The following is a 20846-nucleotide window of genomic DNA, read 5'->3' as shown; positions in this document are numbered from 1 at the left end:
TTAAGGCAAAGGAAGGATGTAGCATATATGACTGAAAAAGTATTACCGCTTACGGATTTAGAAATTGCATCACAAGCTACAATGCAGCAAATTTGGACTATAGCTGAAAAGGCGGGTATCCCGGAAGAAGCTGTAGAACCTTATGGAAGATATAAGGCTAAAATTGATGGAAATAAATTAAATAAAGAAAGTTTGAATGGGAAAGTTGTTTTGGTTACTGCAATCAGCCCAACTCCAGCTGGTGAAGGGAAATCTACTGTGACGGTAGGACTCGCTGACGCTCTTTCGAAGCTTGGGGAGAAGGCGATGATTGCTTTGCGTGAACCATCCCTTGGACCTGTTATGGGGATGAAAGGTGGTGCTACAGGCGGTGGTTATGCACAAGTATTGCCGATGGAAGAGATTAACCTGCATTTTAACGGTGATATTCATGCAATTACGACTGCAAATAATGCACTAAGCGCTTTGATTGATAATCACCTTCACCAAGGAAATGTGCTCCGTATTGACCCGCGAAGAATTACTTGGAAGCGTGTCCTGGATATGAATGATCGCGCTTTGCGTAACGTGACAATCGGACTGGGTGGCCCTACACAGGGAGTGCCTAGAGAAGAGGGTTTCGATATTACTGTGGCATCTGAAATAATGGCCGTATTCTGTCTGGCGACAAACTTGGAAGATTTGAAAGATAGGATTGCACGGATTGTAATCGGTTATACGTACGACAATGAAGCAGTTACAGTGCGTGATCTTGGAGTTCATGGTGCACTCACACTTCTATTAAAAGAGGCATTCAAACCAAATCTCGTTCAGACGATTGAAGGGACGCCGGCACTTATCCATGGAGGTCCTTTTGCTAACATTGCACACGGTTGTAACTCGTTAATTGCAACCAATATGGCACGTAAACTTGCCGAAATCGTTGTTACGGAAGCTGGTTTTGGAGCCGATTTAGGCGCTGAGAAATTCATGAATATAAAAGCGCGTCAAGGTGGTTTTGCTCCTGATGCGGTCGTTATCGTTGCAACGGTTCGTGCGCTGAAAATGCATGGAGGTGTGCCGAAAGGCGAACTAGCGGGAGAAAATGTTCAGGCAGTCACTGATGGAATGATGAACCTGGCAAAACATATAGATACAATTCGTGCATTCGGTGTCCAGCCAGTCGTCGCTCTGAATAAATTCATTACTGATACGGACTCTGAACTGGAAACAATCTTCGAATGGTGTGAAAATAATGATGTAAGGGTAGCACTCACCGAAGTCTGGGAACATGGCGGAGATGGGGGTATTGCATTAGCACAAGAAGTGTTAAAGCTATTAGCTGAGCCAAACAACTTTGCCCCGATCTATCATGTTGAACAATCTGTAAACGATAAAATAACTGAAATTGTTCAAAAAGTTTATGGAGGATTGGGTGTCACTTTTACTGACCAGGCATTAAAAGATCTGGAGCTAATTGAGAAAAATGGATGGGATATATTGCCGATATGCATGGCTAAAACGCAATACTCATTTGCAGATGACCCTAAATTACTTGGAAGCCCTGAAGGCTTTACGATTACTGTAAGGAAAATTATTCCGAAACTTGGAGCCGGATTCCTAGTTTGTTTGGCTGGGGACATTATGACGATGCCGGGCTTGCCTAAAGTTCCGGCAGCACTCAAAATGGATATCGATGAAAAAGGCAATGCAGTTGGTTTAATATAATTATTGAAAACGTATCTGTATTAAATACGGGGCTGACCTAAAATGCTAGGACAGCCGCGTGGTTTATTATCAAAGTGCTTTATCATCAATCGAATCTAGCCAAGATTCAATTGTTCCGATAACAGATTCAACACAGCCATCTTCAAATGGTGAAATTAAATTTGCTTCGGAAACAAGTTTAGTAAATGATTTTGATCCGCCAAGGGTGCAAAGATGTAAATAATCATTCCATGCTGATTCATGATTTTCGAGCGAGCGTTTCCAAAATTGGAACGCACAAATTTGTGCAAGTGTATAATCGATATAATAAAATGGACTTTCGTAAATATGACCTTGACGTTGCCAGATGGAGCCGGATTCCAAATATTCAAAGCCATCATAGTCACGCATTGGAAGATATATTTTTTCTATTCTTTTCCAAGCTACTTTTCGTTCTTCGGCTGTCATTTCAGGATTTTCGTAAACTGCATGTTGGAATTCATCCACTGCGACGCCGTAGGGTAAAAAGAGTAGCGCACTACTTAAGTGTGCAAATTTATATTTATCCGTTTGGTCTTTGAAAAACAGTTCCATCCAGGGCCATGTAAAGAATTCCATACTCATTGAATGGATTTCGGCGCCTTCATATGTTGGCCACATATATTCAGGTATTCCAATGTCTCGGCTAGAAAAAACTTGGAATGCGTGTCCGGCTTCATGCGTTAATACGTCAATATCACCAGATGTCCCATTAAAATTGGAAAAGATGAATGGTGAATCGTAGTTATCGATAAAAGTACAATAACCGCCGGCTTCTTTTCCAGTTTTAGCTTCAATGTCAAGTAGGTTTTTATCTGTCATGAACTTGAAAAAGGTGTCTGTCTCAGGTGAAAGCTCAGCATACATCTTTTTACCATTTTCAAGAATCCAATCAGGTGAACCTTGAGGTGTTGCGTTACCTGTTAAGAAGTCTAAGGATTGATCATAAAATTTTAACTTATCCACACCAATGCGCTCTGCTTGGCGCTCGTATAGACGACTGGCTAGTGGGACGATATGATCACGAACTTGATCACGGAATTTTTTCACCATTTGGGCATCATAGTCAATACGATTCATGCGCACATAGCCGAGTTCAACAAAGTTTTTATAGCCAAGAGTGGTAGCAATTTCATGACGTAGTTTGACAAGTTCATCATAAATTTCATCGAACTTCACACCGTTATCCGAATAAAAAGTGTACGTAGCTTTCATAGCGGCTTTACGAACGGAACGATCCGTTGACTCCGCATATGGACCCATTTGAGCAAGAGTCAGAGTCTTGTCGTCAAATTCGATTTGCGCGGATGCAACCAGTTTAGAATAATCGGAAGCCAGCTTATTTTCCTTTTGAAGCATACTGACGATTTTCGGTGAAAATGATTTAATGGAGTTATCAGCCAGTGCGAATAGTTGGCTACCCCATTTTTTTTCAAGATCCGCCCTAAAAGAAGTGGTGACAAGTTCTTTATAGTAAGCAGTTTCAAGTTCTTGATACTCAGGTCCGATTTCATCGAAATAATCGCGTTCTTTTTGATAGAATTCATCGTTTGTATCGATGGAAGCACGGATATAGACAAGATTGGCCATCGTTGAGTAGTCTTTTCCGATTGCGTTAATTTTTTCAATGGCTTCATTTTGTAATTCATATGAACTTGCAGAACGAAAATCCTCAAGAAGTCTAAAAAAATCTTCTTTTACACTTTCCATTTCAGGTCTAGCGTATTGATAGTCATCAAATTTTATCAAGATAATTCCCCCTGATTTATACTAGTGAAATATTCCACTGATTCTATTGTTCACGATGTTCCGGAATATTGCAAAGAAATATATATTATTACACTAGATTATATGAGAAAAGCAATGAAAGGAATTCCGTATGACAAGTGTTTGAAATTAAAACTATAAAAGATGGGGTAAAAAATTGCAAAAGCAAACTGATCAATTCATTGATACAAATATTGAAATTGGCTTAAGTGAAGCAGAAGCGAAGAGAAGACTTGTTGAATTCGGTGCGAATAAACTAACAGGAACAAAGAGCCGTTCGCTGCTTCAACGTATTTTTGCACAAATTAATAATGTCTTAATTTACGTGCTGATTGTTGCAGCTGTTATTTCTGGCATTCTTGGAGAATTGGCGGATTCCTTAATAATTGGACTTGTTGTCCTTATCAATACGGTTGTAGGAGTTATCCAGGAATCAAAGGCAGAAGATGCACTGCAGGCGTTAAAAAACATGGCAGTTCCCAAAGCGCTAGTTAGAAGGGACGGTGTACAGAAAGAAATACCGTCTGAAGAAGTTGTCCAAGGTGATGTAATTCTTCTTGATGCCGGAAGGTACGTGCCATGTGATATCCGTCTAATTGAGTCAGTGAATTTGAAAATTGAAGAGGCGGCGTTGACAGGTGAATCCGTATCAGTAGAAAAAGATTCACAATTCGAAGGTAACAGCTCAATGCCCATCGGAGATAGAAAAGACATTGCATTCATGTCGACATTAGCTACATATGGACGTGCAACTGGCGTGGCAATTGCAACAGGTATGAAAACCGAGATAGGAAAAGTTGCATCTATGCTTGATAGTGAAGTGGATGAAGAGACACCTTTACAGAAAAGTCTCGCACAATTGGGAAAATACCTGGGGATGACAGCTGTTGTCATTTGCGTCATCATATTTGGAATAGGTGTGTTGCAAGGCCGCGGGTATTTGGAAATGTTCATGTTAGCTGTCAGTCTAGCGGTTGCGGCTATCCCTGAAGGAATGCCTGCAATCGTTTCAATCGTTCTCGCAATCGGTGTGCAAAGGATGATTAAACAAAACATCATAATTCGAAAGCTTCCTGCTGTGGAAGCGCTGGGTTCAGTTGACGTAATCTGTTCAGATAAAACCGGTACATTGACTCAGAATCGAATGACAGTTACAACGTTTTATACTGAAGGAACATTAAGCAAATTAGATGAAGCAGATCTTAAAAAGCCTGTACAGAAACGATTATTTGAAAATATCGCATTGTGTAATGATGCAACATATACAAAAAATGAAGAAACCGGGGATCCAACAGAAATCGCGCTTATTGCAGCAGCGGTGGAAACTGGGTTGGAAAAAGGACAACTGGAAGCAAGTTATCCCAGAATTGCTGAGATTCCATTCGATTCAAATCGTAAACGGATGACTACGGTACATCAAGCGGCGGAGTCCATTATTTCACATACTAAAGGTGCCGTTGATGGGATTTTGCCGAAATGTACACATATCGAAACAGCTGAAGGACCCAAAATTATTGATGAGCTAGACCGTGAAGCAATTCTTAATGCTGCAAAATCCATGTCTTCGAAAGCATTGCGTGTATTGGGTTCTGCCTATAAATTCATGGCAGCTATAAATACCGACGAACTTAACAATGCAGAAGAACAATTGGTGTTTCTTGGTCTTGTCGGAATGATTGACCCCCCTCGTGAAGAAGTGAAGAATGCGATTAAAGTTACGAAATCGGCAGGCATACGTACCGTTATGATTACGGGTGATCACCAGGACACAGCATTTGCGATTGCAAAAGAACTTGGAATCGCAACTCAACAATCGGAAGTAATCGAGGGAAAAACAATTGATGCTTTGTCAGAACGGGAATTAATTGAAAAAACCGGGAAAATTAATGTATATGCTCGCGTTTCGCCGGAACACAAAGTTAAAATTGTGCAAGCACTTAAAGCGAAGGACCATACCGTGTCAATGACAGGTGACGGTGTTAACGATGCACCTTCATTAAAGGCCGCGGATATAGGCGTAGCAATGGGGATAACAGGTACAGATGTAGCAAAAGGTGCTGCAGATATGGTATTAACGGATGACAATTTTTCATCAATCGTCAAAGCAGTCGAAGAAGGGCGTACCATCTATCGTAATATAAAGAAGTCCATTATTTTTCTGCTATCGTGTAATTTAGGAGAAATAATTGCGCTTTTCGCTGCAATATTACTAGGGTGGCCGTTGCTCTTGCGCCCAATTCATATCTTATGGATCAATCTGGTGACGGATACATTTCCTGCGCTGTCGCTGGGGGTCGATCCTGAAGAAACTGGTGTAATGAAAGAAAAACCGAGGCACCGGAAAGAGAGTATATTCAGTGGTTCCATATCGTTTCTAGTTTTAAATGGTATTTTGATTGGGGCAATTACACTCGTCGCTTTTATGATGGGCATCTATATGTCAGGCGAGTACACGGGCAGTTTTATCTCTATGTTTTCAGCCACCATTCCGGAAAGTGCTCTCGTACATGGACAGACAATGGCTTTCATCGGCCTGAGTTTTTCTCAGCTGGTGCATTCACTCAACTTTAGATCGATGAACAAGTCTGTATTCAAAGCTGGTATTTTTAAGAATAAGTTTTTAATATACTCAATTTTGCTAGGGGTTGTGTTACAGGTAATTATCGTTACGTTCGGTCCAATTGCGAAAGTCTTTAGTGTGCAATCACTTGGACTAAAGGAATGGATAATTATTGGTGTACTTAGCCTAATACCGCTTCTAGTAAATGAACTGGTTAAATTATTCAAAAAGTAATTTAAGCGCCAAAGTTCCCCTTTTAGTGCTCTATGATGTATTATGGGGGGTAATGGCATTGTAGCCGTGAATTTGTAAGTGAGAGGTTGATACTGCTATGGAAATTACTGAGTACATTATCAAAAAAATTAACGATCCTACTGGGATCATTGCTGGAGAACGTTTTGAGTACCGATTGTACATTGATTTGGACGAGGAAGACGAGCTTTATTCTGAAGGTGGAACAGGGCTTCGCGTGATTTTTGCAGTTGACGAGGATGAAGGACGGATAGCATCTTATCACTTTTTTGAACGTACAAGTGAAAAAGTTCTTGATTTTGAATTGGAAGACGACGAAAAAGCAATTGTTCTTGAATATTGCAGAACACACCGCGAATAATACAACTAAAAAGCCTGTACACATGATTATTATGTGTGCAGGCTTTTCTTTGGTATATGGAGGTTTAAAGCTGAAAGTGGATCTACTACAGTGGAAGTTTTAGCACTAATGTACGAACACAGTATGTGAAGATTTCTGCACATATAATAAATCAGCAGACTCAATTCGAATTATGTGTGTTTTGTGGTAATATGTTAGATAATATGGAAAGTGGATAGAAACGAAAATATCCAAGACTAATCTAATTGGAGTGTTTGAATATGGATAATGAAATAGTTGATATTACGATTATTGGGGGAGGGCCGACGGGGCTTTTTGCATCATTCTATGCAGGTATGCGGGAAATGTCGGTGAAAATCATAGATAGTTTGCCACAGCTTGGTGGTCAGTTGATTGAATTGTATCCTGATAAAGATATATATGATGTGGGCGGATTTCCAAAAATTCTTGCAAAGGACTTTGTCGCTAATCTTGTTACACAAGCACATTATGCGAAACCTGAAATCCTTCTTGGCGAAACTGCTTTATCAGCGACGCGTGAAAGAGATCACTTCATCCTGAAAACGGATAAAGGTGTTCACTTAACACGTACCATCCTATTGACAGCAGGAATCGGGGCTTTCCAACCCCGCAAAATCGGTCTTCCCGAAGAAGTCCATTTTGAGGGGAATACCCTTCATTACAGTATTAAAGATTTAACGATTTTTAAGGATAAAAATGTTCTTGTTTGCGGAGGCGGGGATTCAGCAGTCGATTGGTCACTTATGTTGGAAGACATTGCATCCACTGTGACACTCGTCCATCGCCGTGAACGCTTTACAGCACACGAAACGAGTGTTAATCAGTTAATGGAATCCAAAGTGACTGTGAAGACGTCTCGAGCGGTAAAATTGATTGATGGTGAAGATGGTAAAGTTCAAAAAGTAGTCTTAGCAGAAAAAGATGGCACTGAAGAACATCTTGACATCGATCATTTAATTGTTAACTACGGAAATATATCATCTCTTGGACCATTGAAGGATTGGGGTCTTGAAATGGACCGTAACTCAATTATGGTTAATTCTCGTATGGAGACCAACATCGAAGGGATTTACGCGGCAGGGGATGTTACAAACTATGATGGCAAAGTGAAATTGATTGCTGTCGGACTAGGTGAAGCTCCAATCGCTGTGAATCATGCAAAAGCTTACGTCGATCCGAAAGCGAGATTACAACCGCTTCATAGTACAAGTATCTTTAGTTGAATAGAACTTGACACCAAATTATAAAAACCGCCTTGTGCGGTTTTTTTATTGACTAGTAATAGAAAAATTAGTAACATTCCGTTAATACTGAATTCATTTTCAATCATAGATGACAACGCTTAATGTTAAATACATCAAAAATTAAATTTTACTATTGACTTTGTTAATATAGAGGAGGATTTATTTGTGAAAAGAGCATTACTGAACATTGATTATACTAACGATTTTGTTGCACCCGATGGCAAATTAACTTGCGGTGAATCGGGTCAAAAGTTATTACCATATATTTGTAGTTTAACAAGGCAATTCATCAATTCTGGAGAGCTGGTGGTTTTTCCAATCGATTTACACAAAGAAAACGACCCGTATCATCCAGAAACGAAACAATTTCCACCAAATAACATCATAAGTACAGGGGGACGTGAACTATACAGTGAATTAAATGATATTTATCAAGAATTTAAAGACAAAGATCATGTTTTATGGATTGACAAAACCAGGTTCTCTGCTTTTACAGGGACAGATTTGGAAATTAAATTACGTGAACGTGGCATCAATGAGGTTCACCTCGTGGGCGTTTGTACCGATATCTGTATTCTTCACACAGCGATCGATGCATACAACAAAGGGTTTAAAATCATTGTTCATGAACAGGGAGTTGCAAGTTTTAATGCAGCAGGGCATGACTGGGCACTAGGGCATTTTCAAAACACTTTAGGTATAGAGGTTATTTAACAAACAACTGCTTGGCTGCAACATATTGGGAAGGCTAAATGAGTGAATTGAGGAGATGAATGATATGGCTAGAATAGGTATTTATGGTTCGTCTTTCGATCCAATTACGAATGTACATTTGTGGACGGCAAGTACAGTTGCTCACCGTTGTAAATTGGATAAAGTTATATTCCTTCCTTCATCGAATAAAAGAAAAGACAAAGAAATGAAAACAGCTGATGAACACCGGTGGAATATGATTAAACTGGCAATTCGAAACAATGATAAATTCATTGCCGATGATTATGAAATGAAACAAGAGGGCTGGAAAATTACAACATATGAAACACTTATTTATTTCAAGGAACTCTATAAAAATGATGAAATTTATTTCGTTATGGGAGCGGATTTACTAGTCGATATCGGTGCTGGTAGATGGGGGCATTCTGAATCACTTGTGAATGAAAATAAATTCATTGTAATGGCACGTGAAGGAGTAAATATGCTACAGGCAATCAGTAAATCAGCCATCTTAAGAAATAATGACGACGGACAGACTTTTCACTTGCTTGATAAAGGTCTATCTATGGAAATTAGCTCTACTTACATTCGGGATGAATTTTCTATGAACGGAGAACCCCGTTATCTGTTACCTGATTCTTGCTATCATTATATTAAAGAGCACGATCTCTATAAGAATTAATTCTAAACTTGCGACTATTAGGTTTTATATAGTTAAATATAGAACCTAATGGTTGTACTTATTATTCAGGAGGTTTTTAGTATGTCAATTAACATTAATGATCGGTTCTCTGAAATAAGAAAGAGCATAACTATCGATGCTCCTATTGAAAAAGCTTGGAAATACGTCGCAACATCCGAAGGAATAGGTGCCTGGTTTATGCCGAATGATATGGAACCGATTGAAGGCAAAGAGTTTATCCTACAAGCGGGTCCATGGGGAAATTCAATATGTAAAGTAACTGAAGTGAATTCACCCAACCGTTTATCTTTTAAGTGGAGTGAGGAGTGGGTTATCACGTTTGAATTGATAGAAAAAGACGGTCAAACAGAAGTAACTCTAGTCCATGCGGGATGGGAAGAAAGCAAACAGACAGAGTTTGGCGAGGAACATGCAGAGGTACGCTCACGTATGTCAGGTGGATGGGATGGCCTTATTCTGAAACTGAAAAGTGCGATTGAGCTTTAATGGATTGAAATCTTTAGAAATTGTTCTTCAAGTGATCTCACATTCGACACGTCGAAATCTATGAACAGCTTAGGCCATTTACTGCTGGTTGTTGTGCTGGAACAATATAAAAAACGCTGAAAGTAGTTTTTCAGCGTTTTTTGTTTGCAATAATTAATAGTAATCGAAAAAAATAAGGAATTTAAATCACAAAAGAAAGGAGATAGCTAAAATGAGCAGTAGGGGAACGAATATGATTACATATCCGATTGGATTCCCAAAGTTAATCGACCATCCGATACCGAATCTTTTCTCTACAAAAACGGAAGGGTCATTTCGATTCACATAAAAGATTCCGAATTTCCAATGCTCATCATCATCGACATCTGTAATACCGGTAATCGTTTCGTCCTCTAATTCTACTTCAATCCGGGAGCCGCTCTGTCCAACTTTAAATGCATAGATGGCTGTCGCTAGAAGGGTAATTAAGAGAAAGCCGAGTGGTAACGCAAGCATTAGTGCAGCATCACCAAGACCATCATGAATCGTAGCAAGTTGAATGAATCCGAAAAGAATAGTCATGAGAATAGTCATCATGTATATAAACCAACTGGTATATTTTCGAAATGATAATTGTTGAACTTTTGATTTTTTCCTTTTTACTGCACTTAATCTGATTCCTGATTGTTTTGTAAATGTATTAATACCAGCCATCATTGCTTGCATTATTAGTAATATAAGAAGTAAAGCAATTACTGAAAAAGGTGTTTTTTCACTAAAAGTATCGGCTTGACCGTTCGCTCCCCAATGTGTAGGAATCAGGTCGGGCATATTGTTGTATTGTGTGGCAGTGTAGGCGATTAGCCCAACTGTAATTAACATTGGTACTGCATATACGTAAGAAGGAAGCATCTCGACTTTCGTCCGAATTGCTAATTCAGCGATTCGAATTTGTTTCAAATCTGCGCCCCATTGATTTCTTTGTTTAAGTCGCGTTGTTTGTGCGTGAAAGTAAAAGTAGAGACCCATACTCAAAAAGAGGAGTCCAAATTGAACTGCTAATCCTGTTAAGACAATTGTTACTTCTGATAGATTACTGTTACTTACCCAATAGTAATAAGTGAATAGTGAAGCGAAACCTGTAATGAAAATAACAACTGCATATATTCTTTTATAGGATATAATCGTTGAATCGTCTGTAAAACCTTCTGGAACTGTTACGCCAAACACAACAGTGGCTTTTAATAAAAACGGAGTAGCAGACTGCATTATAGTAATAAAGCTAATAATGATTAGAAATAAAGGTAGTACCATACTTATACCTCCTGAATATTTAAAATGATAGATGAAATAAGGTTGCTAATGTCCTTTGGTTTCATCCCGAGCACGATTGCTTCAGCAACAATCGGTTTGAATTCCTCAGTAATTCTCTCAAGGTTTAACTTATTAATATCGTTCGTCAAGAGTTCATTGACAATAGCTCCAGATTTCGGAACGATACGGATTATCCCCTTTTTTTCGAGTTCGTGGTATGCCTTATTGACAGTATGCATATTCATGCCTAGGTCGGCGGCTAATGTCCGTACAGAGGGGAGTGTTTCTCCACCTATAAGTGTTCCGCGTGCAATTGCTTCGATAAGCTGAGAAGCTAATTGTGCATATATCGGTTTATCCGCATCCGCTTCGATTTGGATGAACATATGGTACCCTCCTTATAACTAATTTAATTTAATTATAGCCTCTTTGTTCTATTTAGTATAGAACAAAGAGGTAGATAAATAAAAATCCCTGAACAAAAGTTCAGGGGAATCCTTCCTAATTATAATTCTGAAGTTTTAACGAATATATATCCTTCGCTCTTCAAATAAGCTAGAACGGCATCAAGTCCATCAGCAGTTGATTGGTGAATATCGTGCATAAGGATTATACTTCTATTTCTGGTTTGACCTTTGATATGTGTGAGCAGTAAATTCGAATTTCGATGTTTCCAGTCCAGTGTATCAATATCCCATAGAATTACAGGTAAATCTGTTTGGTTGCGGACTGATTTATTAATCGCACCATAAGGAGGGCGGAATACAGTCGCTTTTTGTCCAGTGACATCCTCAATGATAGAAGAAGTACGACTGATTTCATTTCGTGCTTTTTCGACTCCCGTTTTCGTCAAGTCAGGATGTTTCCACGTATGGTTACCGAGTTCATGACCTGCTTCTTGCACTTTTTTTGCGATTTCAGGATAGCATTCAACCTGGCTCCCGAGCATGAAGAAAGTTGCTTTGGCATTGTATTTATCCAATGTATCTAGAATTTGAATTGTCACTTTTGGATCAGGTCCATCATCAAAGGTGAGGGCAACCCGTTTACTCTCAGAATCTGATTCGATTGTCACTAGCTCTTGATCTAAACTTTCTAACTCATCTGTAGTCAAATAGTTTTGTTTAGCTTTTTTTATGTATTGTGAAATATCATTGTTGAATGTGCTATGAAAGCTTTGTGGATACTGGATCGCATACGGCTTATATAGATCATTCGACGTTTCAGTACTTATTTTAATACCTGCATAGTGAGAATCAATTGTATCGATAATAACCTCAGTTGGTTTTGCAGCAAGTTTGTTTTCAGGAAGAGTGGCAGCTTCATTTTTAGTAGTCAAGGAAAATAAATAGATGGCAGACACAGTCAATGTAACGATGATAATTGAAAATGTAACATTGATCCAGGAACGGAGTTTTTGGTACTTTCTTTTCATGGAAAAGACTCCTTTACTATGTATAGAAAGTTAGACGGATGAAACTCTTTAATAGTTTCGGGAAAAGTAGATGTTTTGTCAGATTTTATCATTTAATATACTATTCTAGTATACATGATTGAAATGGAAGCATCTAGGGGATTTATAAATTGTATATGGTATGAAATAAAGAATTCCTTCTACTGCGCTGCGGCGCTCTGGGAATGCCTTTGCCGCACCTGTGACGGAGTGTTTACTATTGAGAGAGTAAGCCGGTCTGAGTGTGGATTGTATAACGCTTCGCGCTTTGGGAATGCCTTTGAAGCCACTGAAAAAGTCCGATTTCCTTCAATGCCGTTGATCTCCGTTCCGAGCGGACGCTTTCCGCGGGCACGGCTTCAGCCAATCGAACAGCGAAGGGTTCGATTGGCCGTATTTCTGCTTTCTTTGCAGAAATTAAGGCATCCTTCCCTCGTGCTCCCAACGCTAGCGCTGGAGTCGCCGCTCTTCACTACAATCAACTAGTTCTTACTATAAAAAAGAACTTTTTCAGTACCCTCGATGCCTTTCGCCGTGAGCCAGGATTAGTGCTTCGCATCCAGTCTCACGGCTTCGGCGACCCCTTTGCCGCGCTTTCGCTGGTGTGTGCATTATCGGGAAAGTTTTTATTTTGAGATGTAAAGACTGAAATTATAATGTGATTACTATATGATACTAATTTCATTGAAGAAAGACGCACTACAGGCTACAGGTCTTATCCCCGATAACAAAATGTGCTTTCCTACATAGATTTATCCAGCGCAGGCGCGACTTCGTGGTAGCCGGAGCGATAAGACTGATGGAGAGATATAGTTCAATCCCTCCCTGAACTTCTATCCGGCTTATCGCGGGAGGCATCCACAAAGCGGCGAAGCGGTATTAGGAGGAAATCTATTTCATTCCTTGTACAGGGATATTTTTTTGATCACATTTTCTCATTTTATGGCACTCTAAATTACATATTTAATCCTCGATAACGAAATGCGATATCTAACATTGACTATCGCGGGAGGCATCCGCAAAGCGCAGAAGCAGTATTAATGGGCTTTCTAATCATTTCCATTATTTATCATATATAGGTAACTTGTTTACATTAAAAATACTTTTTTTACGTGTTAACTTGTGATATAATATCTCAGTCCCTTATTTTGCAAATACGGGTGCGCTTTTGTATGTTTACAATTATTTGTGAATTATTCGAGCCGGTTGTTGCTATAACATGCAATTATAAAAACAAGGTGGTTGGAAAAAATGGAAAAAGGTACATTCCGGGTTCTTCTATATTATAAATATGTAACGATTGAAGATCCTGAAACATTTGTTATTGAGCATTTGAAAGCTTGTAATGAAATCGGCTTGAAAGGTCGAATTCTTGCAGGAAATGAAGGAATTAATGGTACATGCTCTGGAACCGTTGAACAAACAGACAGGTATATGGAAATGATGCAGAATGATAAACGATTCAAAGACATTGCTTTCAAAATTGACATTGCAGACGAACATGCATTTAAAAAAATGCACGTCCGCGAGCGTTCAGAACTTGTCAATATGAGTTTGGAAGATGATATTGATCCAAATGAATTGACGGGTAACTATTTAAGTCCTGAAGAGTTCTTTAAACAGATGCAAGATGAAGATACAGTTGTTATCGATGCACGTAATGACTATGAGTTTGACCTAGGACACTTCCGTGGTGCGGTTCGTCCTGAAATCGAAAATTTCCGAGACTTGCCAAATTGGATTCGTACTAATAAAGAACAGTTCGAAGGGAAAAAAATTCTAACGTATTGCACAGGTGGTATTCGTTGTGAGAAGTTTTCCGGTTGGCTTGTACGAGAAGGATTCGAGGATGTTGGACAATTGCATGGCGGGATTGTCACTTACGGAAAAGACCCTGTTGCCCAAGGTCAACTATGGGACGGACAATGTTATGTATTTGACGAACGTATCGCTGTTCCAATCAATCAGGTAGAGCATGTAATCGTAGGCCGTGATCATTTCGATGGTACACCGTGTGAGCGATATGTAAATTGTGCGAACCCTGTATGTAACGCGAAAATCATTTGTTCCGAAGAAAACGAGCATTTGTATATGCGTAGTTGTACGGATGAATGTCGTACACATCCGCGCAACCGTTACTTCGTTGAACATAACTTGACCGTAGAAGAATATGACATGCGCATGGAAGCTATCGAATTACACCGAAATAAAACTCACGCGCTATAAAATAAAATCGCCTAAACAATTGTAATTCTGTTTAGGCGATTTTTTGTTATGATGAAGAATGGTGTACTTATTTATCCAAGCAGCTGAAATCAATGCAAGAAATAAGGAGCGGTTATTCCTCTAAACGGAATGGATTCAATGGCAATAGAGGGAATAAGTACTAAACATTGTATAGTGCTTACTTTGCCATTTCTGTCCATACTTTTTAAAAGAACATAATGTTATAATGAGAGCATTCAATTGATATTGGAGGATCATTATTTATGCAATGGAGAAATTTGTATCGTGGATTCTTTTTGGGAATCAGCGATTTAATACCGGGAGTGAGCGGGGGAACGATTTCGTTCATCTTAGGGATTTATGATGAATTATTAATGTCAATCAGTGGCCTTTTTAGCCGCCATTGGAAAAAATATATTGGTTTCTTATTGCCTTTAGGCATCGGTATTGGAGTAACCCTTTTACTGTTCAGCAGAGTGATTGAATATTTATTAGTAAATTACTCTGCACCCACACACTTTTTCTTTATGGGACTGGTTTTTGGTGTACTTCCCTTCATTACAAAAAAAGCAGGTGTCAAAAAGAATTTCACCTGGAAACACTTCTTGCTCATTCTACTTGTCGGTGTTGCACTAGCTTCACTTGCCTTTATGAAACCGCAAGATACGACAGCCATTACAAACTTGACAGCTTCAAATACTATTGGGCTTTTTTTAGCCGGTTGGGCGGGGAGTATTGCGATGTTGTTGCCTGGTATTAGCGGTTCGCTCATCTTACTAATTTTAGGTGTCTACTCGACAGCAATTGGAGCATTATCGAATTTGAATTTCCCTATTATCGCCGTACTCGGTGCAGGTGTAATGGTTGGATTCATCGTCAGTAGTAAAGCTGTTAGCTATTTGTTGGAGCATTTTAAGTATCTTTCATTCGCAGTAATTATAGGGCTTATTATTGGTTCGTTATTCGTCATCTATCCAGGTATCCCTGAAAGTGGAACACCGTTTGTCTTGAGTATTATTGCTCTTTATACAGGTCTGATGGTTACGAATATGTTCAGTTCACTTACTAAAGTTCCTAACGTCAATTACAAGAAAAGTGCCGCATCTGAAACGGATTGAATCGTTTCTGGATGCGGCACTTTTCGCTTTGTTCGGCATTATAATTCCCTTCTTTGCATACTATGGATAAAACCATGCCCTGACTGGAGGGAAATTGATGGATATCTTAAACAAAGTGAGAAGCTTCCGAGAAGAAGAAAACAAGCTTAAGTGGGAAGGCACATTCGCAGATTACTTGGCCATTGTGAAAGAAAGAAAAGAAGTCGCACAAACAGCACATTCACGGGTTTATAATATGATTAAAAGCTCAGGATTGATTGAAAAAGATGGTAATAGACTTTATCAGTTTTTTGGGAAAGAGATTTTTGGACTTGAAGAGTCCATAGAAAGACTGGTGGAAGAATACTTTCATCCAGCTGCAAAAAGATTAGAGGTTCGTAAACGGATATTATTGTTAATGGGCCCCGTTAGTGGGGGGAAATCTACAATCGTTACATTATTAAAACGGGGTTTGGAGAGTTATTCCAAAACAGATGCGGGTGCGGTTTATGCCATAAAAGGCTGTCCAATGCATGAAGATCCACTACATTTGATACCACAATATTTGCGTAAAGATTTCTTCGAAAGCTATGGTGTTCGCATTGAAGGCAGTTTATCACCATTGAATGCGATGCGGTTAGAACAAGAATACGATGGAGAAATCGAAAATGTCCTGGTGGAACGCATTTTCTTCTCGGAAGACAAACGAGTAGGAATTGGAACCTTTACACCTTCAGATCCTAAATCACAGGATATCGCCGATTTAACTGGGAGTATCGACTTCTCGACAATTGCTGAGTTTGGTTCCGAATCGGATCCACGTGCCTATCGTTTTGATGGAGAGCTGAATAAAGCGAACAGAGGAATGATGGAATTCCAAGAAATGTTGAAGCTGGACGAAAAGTTTCTATGGCATTTATTGTCGTTAACACAGGAAGGGAATTTTAAAGCAGGTAGATTTGCTTTAATAAGTGCTGACGAACTGATTGTCGCGCATACAAACGAAACAGAGTACCGTTCCTTTATTTCCAATAAAAAGAATGAAGCACTTCACTCACGAATTATTGTCATGCCGATTCCCTATAATTTGAAAGTGAGTCAAGAAGAATGCATTTATGAAAAAATGATTAAGGAGAGTGATATGACACATGTTCATATTGCTCCGCATGCATTAAGAGTGGCTGCTATATTTTCAGTTTTGACGCGACTAGAGGATTCCAAAAAGCAGGGAATTGACGTTGTAAAAAAAATGCGTCTCTACGACGGAGAAAACGTAGAAGGGTTTAATGAGATTGACGTGGAAGAACTGAAAAAAGAATTCCCGAACGAAGGAATGAACGGTATAGATCCGCGCTATGTTATTAACCGTATATCCTCGGCAATCATCCGTAAAGAAGTAACATCGATTAATGCACTCGACGTTTTAAGGTCATTGAAAGATGGTTTAGATCAGCACGCCTCAATTTCAAGGGAAGACCGAGATAAATATATGAATTATATTTCTATCGCCCGGAAAGAATTCGATGAAATCGCTAAGAAAGAAGTCCAAAAGGCTTTTGTTTATTCTTATGAAGAGTCCGCGATATCGTTAATGGATAACTATCTTGATAATGTGGAGGCTTTCTGCAATAAAAATAAGCTAAGAGACTTTTTAACAGGAGAAGAAATGAATCCTGACGAAAAACTGATGCGTTCCATTGAAGAACAAATTGGGATATCGGAAAATGCTAAAAAAGCATTTAGAGAAGAAATTCTAATTCGACTATCTGCCTATGCGAGAAGTGGAAAACGTTTTGACTATAATTCCCATGAACGTTTACGGGAAGCCATTCAAAAGAAATTATTTGCCGATTTAAAGGATGTCGTCAAAATCACGACTTCATCTAAAACACCTGATGAATCGCATCTGAAAAAAGTGAATGAAGTAATTGCCAGGCTTATTGATGAATATGGATATAATTCTATATCTGCAAATGAATTATTACGCTATGTTGGTAGTCTGCTTAATCGGTAATCTTAGGGAGAAGAACAAGACTGATGCAGCATTAGTCTTGTTCTTTTCTAAAATCAGCAGCAAACATTGTATAAAAGATGGGTGTGGATGAAGATGAATGAAAAAGACAATGAACATTTTGCTGTCTCGCAGGAAAACTGGTCTCTCCACCGAAAAGGGCATCAAGATCAGAAACGTCATTTGGATAAAGTAAAGGAAGCCATTCAAAATAATTTACCAGATTTAATCAGTGAAGAAAGTATTATCATGTCAAAAGGAAAAGATGTTATTAAAATACCAATTCGCTCGCTAGATGAATACAAAATCCGTTACAATCATGAAAAATCAAAACATGTTGGCCAAGGTAACGGAGATAGTCAAGTAGGCGATGTAATTGCGAAAGATGGATCAAAAGGGAAAAGCGATGCGGGGTCGGGGAAACAAGCAGGTGACCAGGCAGGCCAAGATTATTATGAAGCTGAAGTATCAATTGCTGAATTAGAGGATGCTTTATTTAGTGAAATGGAATTACCAAATCTAGAACAAAAAGAACAAGCTGAAAATACAGCAGAAAAAATTGAGTTTAATGATATTCGTAAAAAGGGACTTATCGGGAACATTGATAAGAAAAGAACGATATTAACCGCCATCAAAAGGAATGCGATTAAGGGGAAAGCAGAAATAGCTCCTTTTCATAATGATGATTTACGTTTTAAGACTTGGGATGATGTCAAAAAACCTGAGTCCAAAGCAGTTGTACTTGCAATGATGGATACAAGTGCATCAATGGGTAACTTTGAAAAAACAATGGCAAGAAGTTTCTTCTTTTGGATGGCCAATTTTTTAAGATCGAAATATGAAACTGTTGAATTTGAATTCATTGCGCATCATACAGAGGCGAAAGTGGTTACAGAAGAAGACTTTTTTTCAAAAGGGGAGAGTGGGGGAACCATCTGTTCTTCCGCGTATATAAAAGCGCTTGAGTTAATTGAACAAAAATATAATCCAGCACGTTATAATATTTTTCCTTTTCATTTTTCTGACGGAGAGAATATGTCATCTGACAATGATAAATGCATAAAACTCGTTCAAGAACTGATGGCTGTATCCAATATGTTTGGGTACGGTGAAGTGAATGCTTATAACCGTTTTTCAACAATGATGTCTTCTTTTAAAAAAATCGATGATCCGAAATTCCGTCATTATATTTTGAAAGAAAAACGGGATGTCTACTTTGCACTAAAAAGTTTCTTCCATAAAAACTTGGAGGGATTCGATTGACGGAAATAAAAGCGCTTCATCGGGCAATTGACGAAATTACGGAAATTGCAACTGGTTTTGGCCTTGATTTTTACCCCATGCGTTATGAAATATGTCCTGCTGATATTATTTACACATTTGGTGCATATGGAATGCCTACGCGTTTTACCCATTGGAGTTTTGGAAAGCAATTTCATAAGATGAAACTGCAATATGACCTTGGCTTAAGTCAAATTTATGAATTAGTCATTAATTCAAATCCATGTTATGCGTTTCTACTTGATACGAACAGCCTGATACAGAATAAGTTAATTGTTGCTCATGTACTTGCCCATTGTGATTTTTTCAAAAACAATGTCCGTTTTTCAAATACGAGAAGAGATATGGTAGAGAGTATGACAGCAACAGCAGAACGAATTGCAAATTATGAAATGGTTTATGGTAAAGAAGAAGTTGAACGCTTTTTAGATGCAGTCCTGGCTATTCAAGAACATATTGATCCATCTATCTTAAGACCTCAACGTCGGGATGATGAACAAAACTTGGATGATGATGAAGAAATCATTCGCAAAACACCATATGATGATTTATGGAATATAGATCAAAAACCAATTGTCAAAAAAGCAGCTAAAGTAGGGGAGAAAACACCTATAAATCAAGAAAAGGATCTCTTGCTTTTTATTTTGCAATATAGCCGTGAACTAGAGGAATGGCAACGCGATATATTAACAATGATGCGAGAAGAAATGCTCTATTTTTGGCCGCAACTTGAAACTAAAATTATGAACGAAGGATGGGCATCATTTTGGCATCAGAAGATTCTAAGGGAAATGGATTTATCGACAGATGAGACAATTGAGTTTGCTACACTAAACGCCAATGTTATTCAACCCTCTAAAACAACAATCAATCCCTACTATCTGGGATTGAAGATATATGAAGACATTGAAAAAAGATATAATCATCCAACAGAAAAAATGAGGAGTTTCGGCGTTCGACCAAACTCCGGTAGAGAGAAAATCTTTGAAGTAAGGGAAGTCGAATCTGATATATCATTTATCCGGAATTATGTCACAAAAGAGTTGGTACAGAAGGAAGACTTATATCTCTTTGAAAAAAAAGGAAGCAATTATGAAATTACAAACAAGGATTATGAAGATGTCAGAAACCAATTAGTCTCTATGCGGGTAAATGGTGGGTTTCCATTCATTGTCGTCGAGAATGGTGACTACTTGCGAAACGGTGAGTTGTATTTAGTGCATAAATACGAAGGTACAGAACTAGATTTAAAGTATTTGGAAAACGTACTCCCTTATATTTATCAATTGTGGGGACGGATTGTTCATTTAGAAACATATGTAGAGAATTTACAAGTTGTGTATTCATTTGATCGGAATAAGGTCTATCGGAGGTATGTATAATAATAGTTTATCCCTCAATCGGATTAACGGTCGGGGGATATTTCAATTTCACAGTTATAGTTGACTGATTTATTAAAAAGATGGATGATTGAGTCAATTCTATAATAGAGGATTTTGTATTAAAATCATAAAAGCTTGATTTACACTCCAGGCGGACGCTTTCCGCGGGCACGGCTTCAATCTCCTCGTCACTGCGTTCCTGCGGGGCTTTCAGCTCGCGCTGTTCCCGCTGGAGTCGCCGCATTCCGTTACAATCAACGGAACTTATCT

16 protein-coding genes are annotated in these 20846 nt (G+C 38.7%); 12 read left to right on the top strand and 4 right to left on the bottom strand.

Annotation, left to right across the window (positions count from 1 at the left end):
• The first annotated feature begins 27 nt into the window (after window positions 1–27).
• Complete coding sequence (locus AC1TO4_RS08715; RefSeq protein ID WP_482105004.1) at window positions 28–1707, top strand: formate--tetrahydrofolate ligase; 1680 nt, start codon at window positions 28–30, stop codon at window positions 1705–1707.
• A 69-nt stretch (window positions 1708–1776) separates the two neighbouring features.
• Here AC1TO4_RS08715 and AC1TO4_RS08710 read toward each other — a convergent pair whose 3' ends face one another.
• Entirely contained in the window at window positions 1777–3435 is a 1659-nt protein-coding gene (locus AC1TO4_RS08710; protein ID WP_482105165.1) for a M3 family oligoendopeptidase, read from the bottom strand.
• A gap of 214 nt (window positions 3436–3649) precedes the next feature.
• Between AC1TO4_RS08710 and AC1TO4_RS08705 the strand changes: the two genes are divergently transcribed.
• The 6 genes from AC1TO4_RS08705 (at window position 3650) to AC1TO4_RS08680 (ending at window position 9833) form a co-directional block, all read left to right on the top strand.
• Window positions 3650–6286, top strand: a complete 2637-nt coding sequence (locus AC1TO4_RS08705) for a cation-translocating P-type ATPase (RefSeq protein WP_482105003.1) — start codon at window positions 3650–3652, stop codon at window positions 6284–6286.
• A 97-nt stretch (window positions 6287–6383) separates the two neighbouring features.
• Window positions 6384–6665 (top strand): DUF6509 family protein, encoded by a 282-nt coding sequence (locus tag AC1TO4_RS08700; RefSeq protein ID WP_482099742.1) that lies wholly within the window; start codon window positions 6384–6386, stop codon window positions 6663–6665.
• Window positions 6666–6925: 260 nt separating this feature from the next.
• Window positions 6926–7909: an NAD(P)/FAD-dependent oxidoreductase gene (locus tag AC1TO4_RS08695; RefSeq protein ID WP_482105002.1), complete on the top strand. Its 984-nt coding sequence runs from the start codon at window positions 6926–6928 to the stop codon at window positions 7907–7909.
• A gap of 186 nt (window positions 7910–8095) precedes the next feature.
• Window positions 8096–8644, top strand: coding sequence for a cysteine hydrolase family protein (locus AC1TO4_RS08690; RefSeq protein WP_482105001.1), 549 nt, complete (start codon window positions 8096–8098; stop codon window positions 8642–8644).
• Window positions 8645–8708: 64 nt separating this feature from the next.
• Window positions 8709–9326 (top strand): nicotinate (nicotinamide) nucleotide adenylyltransferase, encoded by a 618-nt coding sequence (gene nadD, locus AC1TO4_RS08685; protein ID WP_482105000.1) that lies wholly within the window; start codon window positions 8709–8711, stop codon window positions 9324–9326.
• A gap of 81 nt (window positions 9327–9407) precedes the next feature.
• Window positions 9408–9833, top strand: coding sequence for an SRPBCC family protein (locus tag AC1TO4_RS08680; protein WP_482104999.1), 426 nt, complete (start codon window positions 9408–9410; stop codon window positions 9831–9833).
• Between the two features lie 186 nt (window positions 9834–10019).
• Here AC1TO4_RS08680 and AC1TO4_RS08675 read toward each other — a convergent pair whose 3' ends face one another.
• The 3 genes from AC1TO4_RS08675 to AC1TO4_RS08665 form a co-directional block, all read right to left on the bottom strand.
• The gene (locus AC1TO4_RS08675) at window positions 10020–11126 is read right to left on the bottom strand and encodes a DUF1648 domain-containing protein (protein WP_482104998.1); all 1107 of its coding nucleotides are present in this window, start codon (window positions 11124–11126) and stop codon (window positions 10020–10022) included.
• A 2-nt stretch (window positions 11127–11128) separates the two neighbouring features.
• The gene (locus AC1TO4_RS08670; protein WP_482104997.1) at window positions 11129–11512 is read right to left on the bottom strand and encodes a GntR family transcriptional regulator; all 384 of its coding nucleotides are present in this window, start codon (window positions 11510–11512) and stop codon (window positions 11129–11131) included.
• A gap of 119 nt (window positions 11513–11631) precedes the next feature.
• Complete coding sequence (locus AC1TO4_RS08665; protein ID WP_482104996.1) at window positions 11632–12561, bottom strand: polysaccharide deacetylase family protein; 930 nt, start codon at window positions 12559–12561, stop codon at window positions 11632–11634.
• 1269 nt (window positions 12562–13830) lie between these two features.
• Between AC1TO4_RS08665 and trhO the strand changes: the two genes are divergently transcribed.
• From trhO to AC1TO4_RS08640, 5 genes are all read left to right on the top strand, one after another.
• Window positions 13831–14805 carry an oxygen-dependent tRNA uridine(34) hydroxylase TrhO gene (gene trhO / locus AC1TO4_RS08660; protein ID WP_482104995.1) on the top strand — a complete coding sequence of 325 codons (975 nt, stop codon included), beginning with the start codon at window positions 13831–13833 and terminating at the stop codon, window positions 14803–14805.
• Window positions 14806–15068: 263 nt separating this feature from the next.
• Window positions 15069–15923: a DUF368 domain-containing protein gene (locus tag AC1TO4_RS08655; protein WP_482104994.1), complete on the top strand. Its 855-nt coding sequence runs from the start codon at window positions 15069–15071 to the stop codon at window positions 15921–15923.
• A gap of 97 nt (window positions 15924–16020) precedes the next feature.
• Complete coding sequence (locus AC1TO4_RS08650) at window positions 16021–17916, top strand: PrkA family serine protein kinase (protein WP_482099733.1); 1896 nt, start codon at window positions 16021–16023, stop codon at window positions 17914–17916.
• A 93-nt stretch (window positions 17917–18009) separates the two neighbouring features.
• A complete protein-coding gene (yhbH, locus tag AC1TO4_RS08645) occupies window positions 18010–19176 on the top strand; it encodes a sporulation protein YhbH (RefSeq protein ID WP_482105164.1) in 1167 nt (388 codons plus the stop codon).
• Entirely contained in the window at window positions 19173–20576 is a 1404-nt protein-coding gene (locus AC1TO4_RS08640) for a SpoVR family protein (RefSeq protein ID WP_482104993.1), read from the top strand. Before yhbH ends, AC1TO4_RS08640 begins: the two co-directional genes overlap by 4 nt.
• Window positions 20577–20846 lie beyond the last annotated feature (270 nt).

This window comes from Sporosarcina sp. Y838, assembly GCF_056786515.1.
This window is presented reverse-complemented; position numbering and strand designations above follow the sequence as displayed.

Excerpts from the sequence above, each read along its gene's own strand:
- AC1TO4_RS08715 (WP_482105004.1), top strand. The coding sequence starts at position 28 with ATGACTGAAAAAGTATTACCGCTTACGGATTTAGAAATTGCATCACAA.
- AC1TO4_RS08710 (WP_482105165.1), bottom strand. The coding sequence starts at position 3,435 with ATGGAAAGTGTAAAAGAAGATTTTTTTAGACTTCTTGAGGATTTTCGT.
- AC1TO4_RS08700 (WP_482099742.1), top strand. The coding sequence starts at position 6,384 with ATGGAAATTACTGAGTACATTATCAAAAAAATTAACGATCCTACTGGG.
- AC1TO4_RS08695 (WP_482105002.1), top strand. The coding sequence starts at position 6,926 with ATGGATAATGAAATAGTTGATATTACGATTATTGGGGGAGGGCCGACG.
- nadD (WP_482105000.1), top strand. The coding sequence starts at position 8,709 with ATGGCTAGAATAGGTATTTATGGTTCGTCTTTCGATCCAATTACGAAT.
- AC1TO4_RS08680 (WP_482104999.1), top strand. The coding sequence starts at position 9,408 with ATGTCAATTAACATTAATGATCGGTTCTCTGAAATAAGAAAGAGCATA.
- AC1TO4_RS08675 (WP_482104998.1), bottom strand. The coding sequence starts at position 11,126 with ATGGTACTACCTTTATTTCTAATCATTATTAGCTTTATTACTATAATG.
- AC1TO4_RS08670 (WP_482104997.1), bottom strand. The coding sequence starts at position 11,512 with ATGTTCATCCAAATCGAAGCGGATGCGGATAAACCGATATATGCACAA.
- AC1TO4_RS08665 (WP_482104996.1), bottom strand. The coding sequence starts at position 12,561 with ATGAAAAGAAAGTACCAAAAACTCCGTTCCTGGATCAATGTTACATTT.
- trhO (WP_482104995.1), top strand. The coding sequence starts at position 13,831 with ATGGAAAAAGGTACATTCCGGGTTCTTCTATATTATAAATATGTAACG.
- AC1TO4_RS08655 (WP_482104994.1), top strand. The coding sequence starts at position 15,069 with ATGCAATGGAGAAATTTGTATCGTGGATTCTTTTTGGGAATCAGCGAT.
- AC1TO4_RS08650 (WP_482099733.1), top strand. The coding sequence starts at position 16,021 with ATGGATATCTTAAACAAAGTGAGAAGCTTCCGAGAAGAAGAAAACAAG.
- yhbH (WP_482105164.1), top strand. The coding sequence starts at position 18,010 with ATGAATGAAAAAGACAATGAACATTTTGCTGTCTCGCAGGAAAACTGG.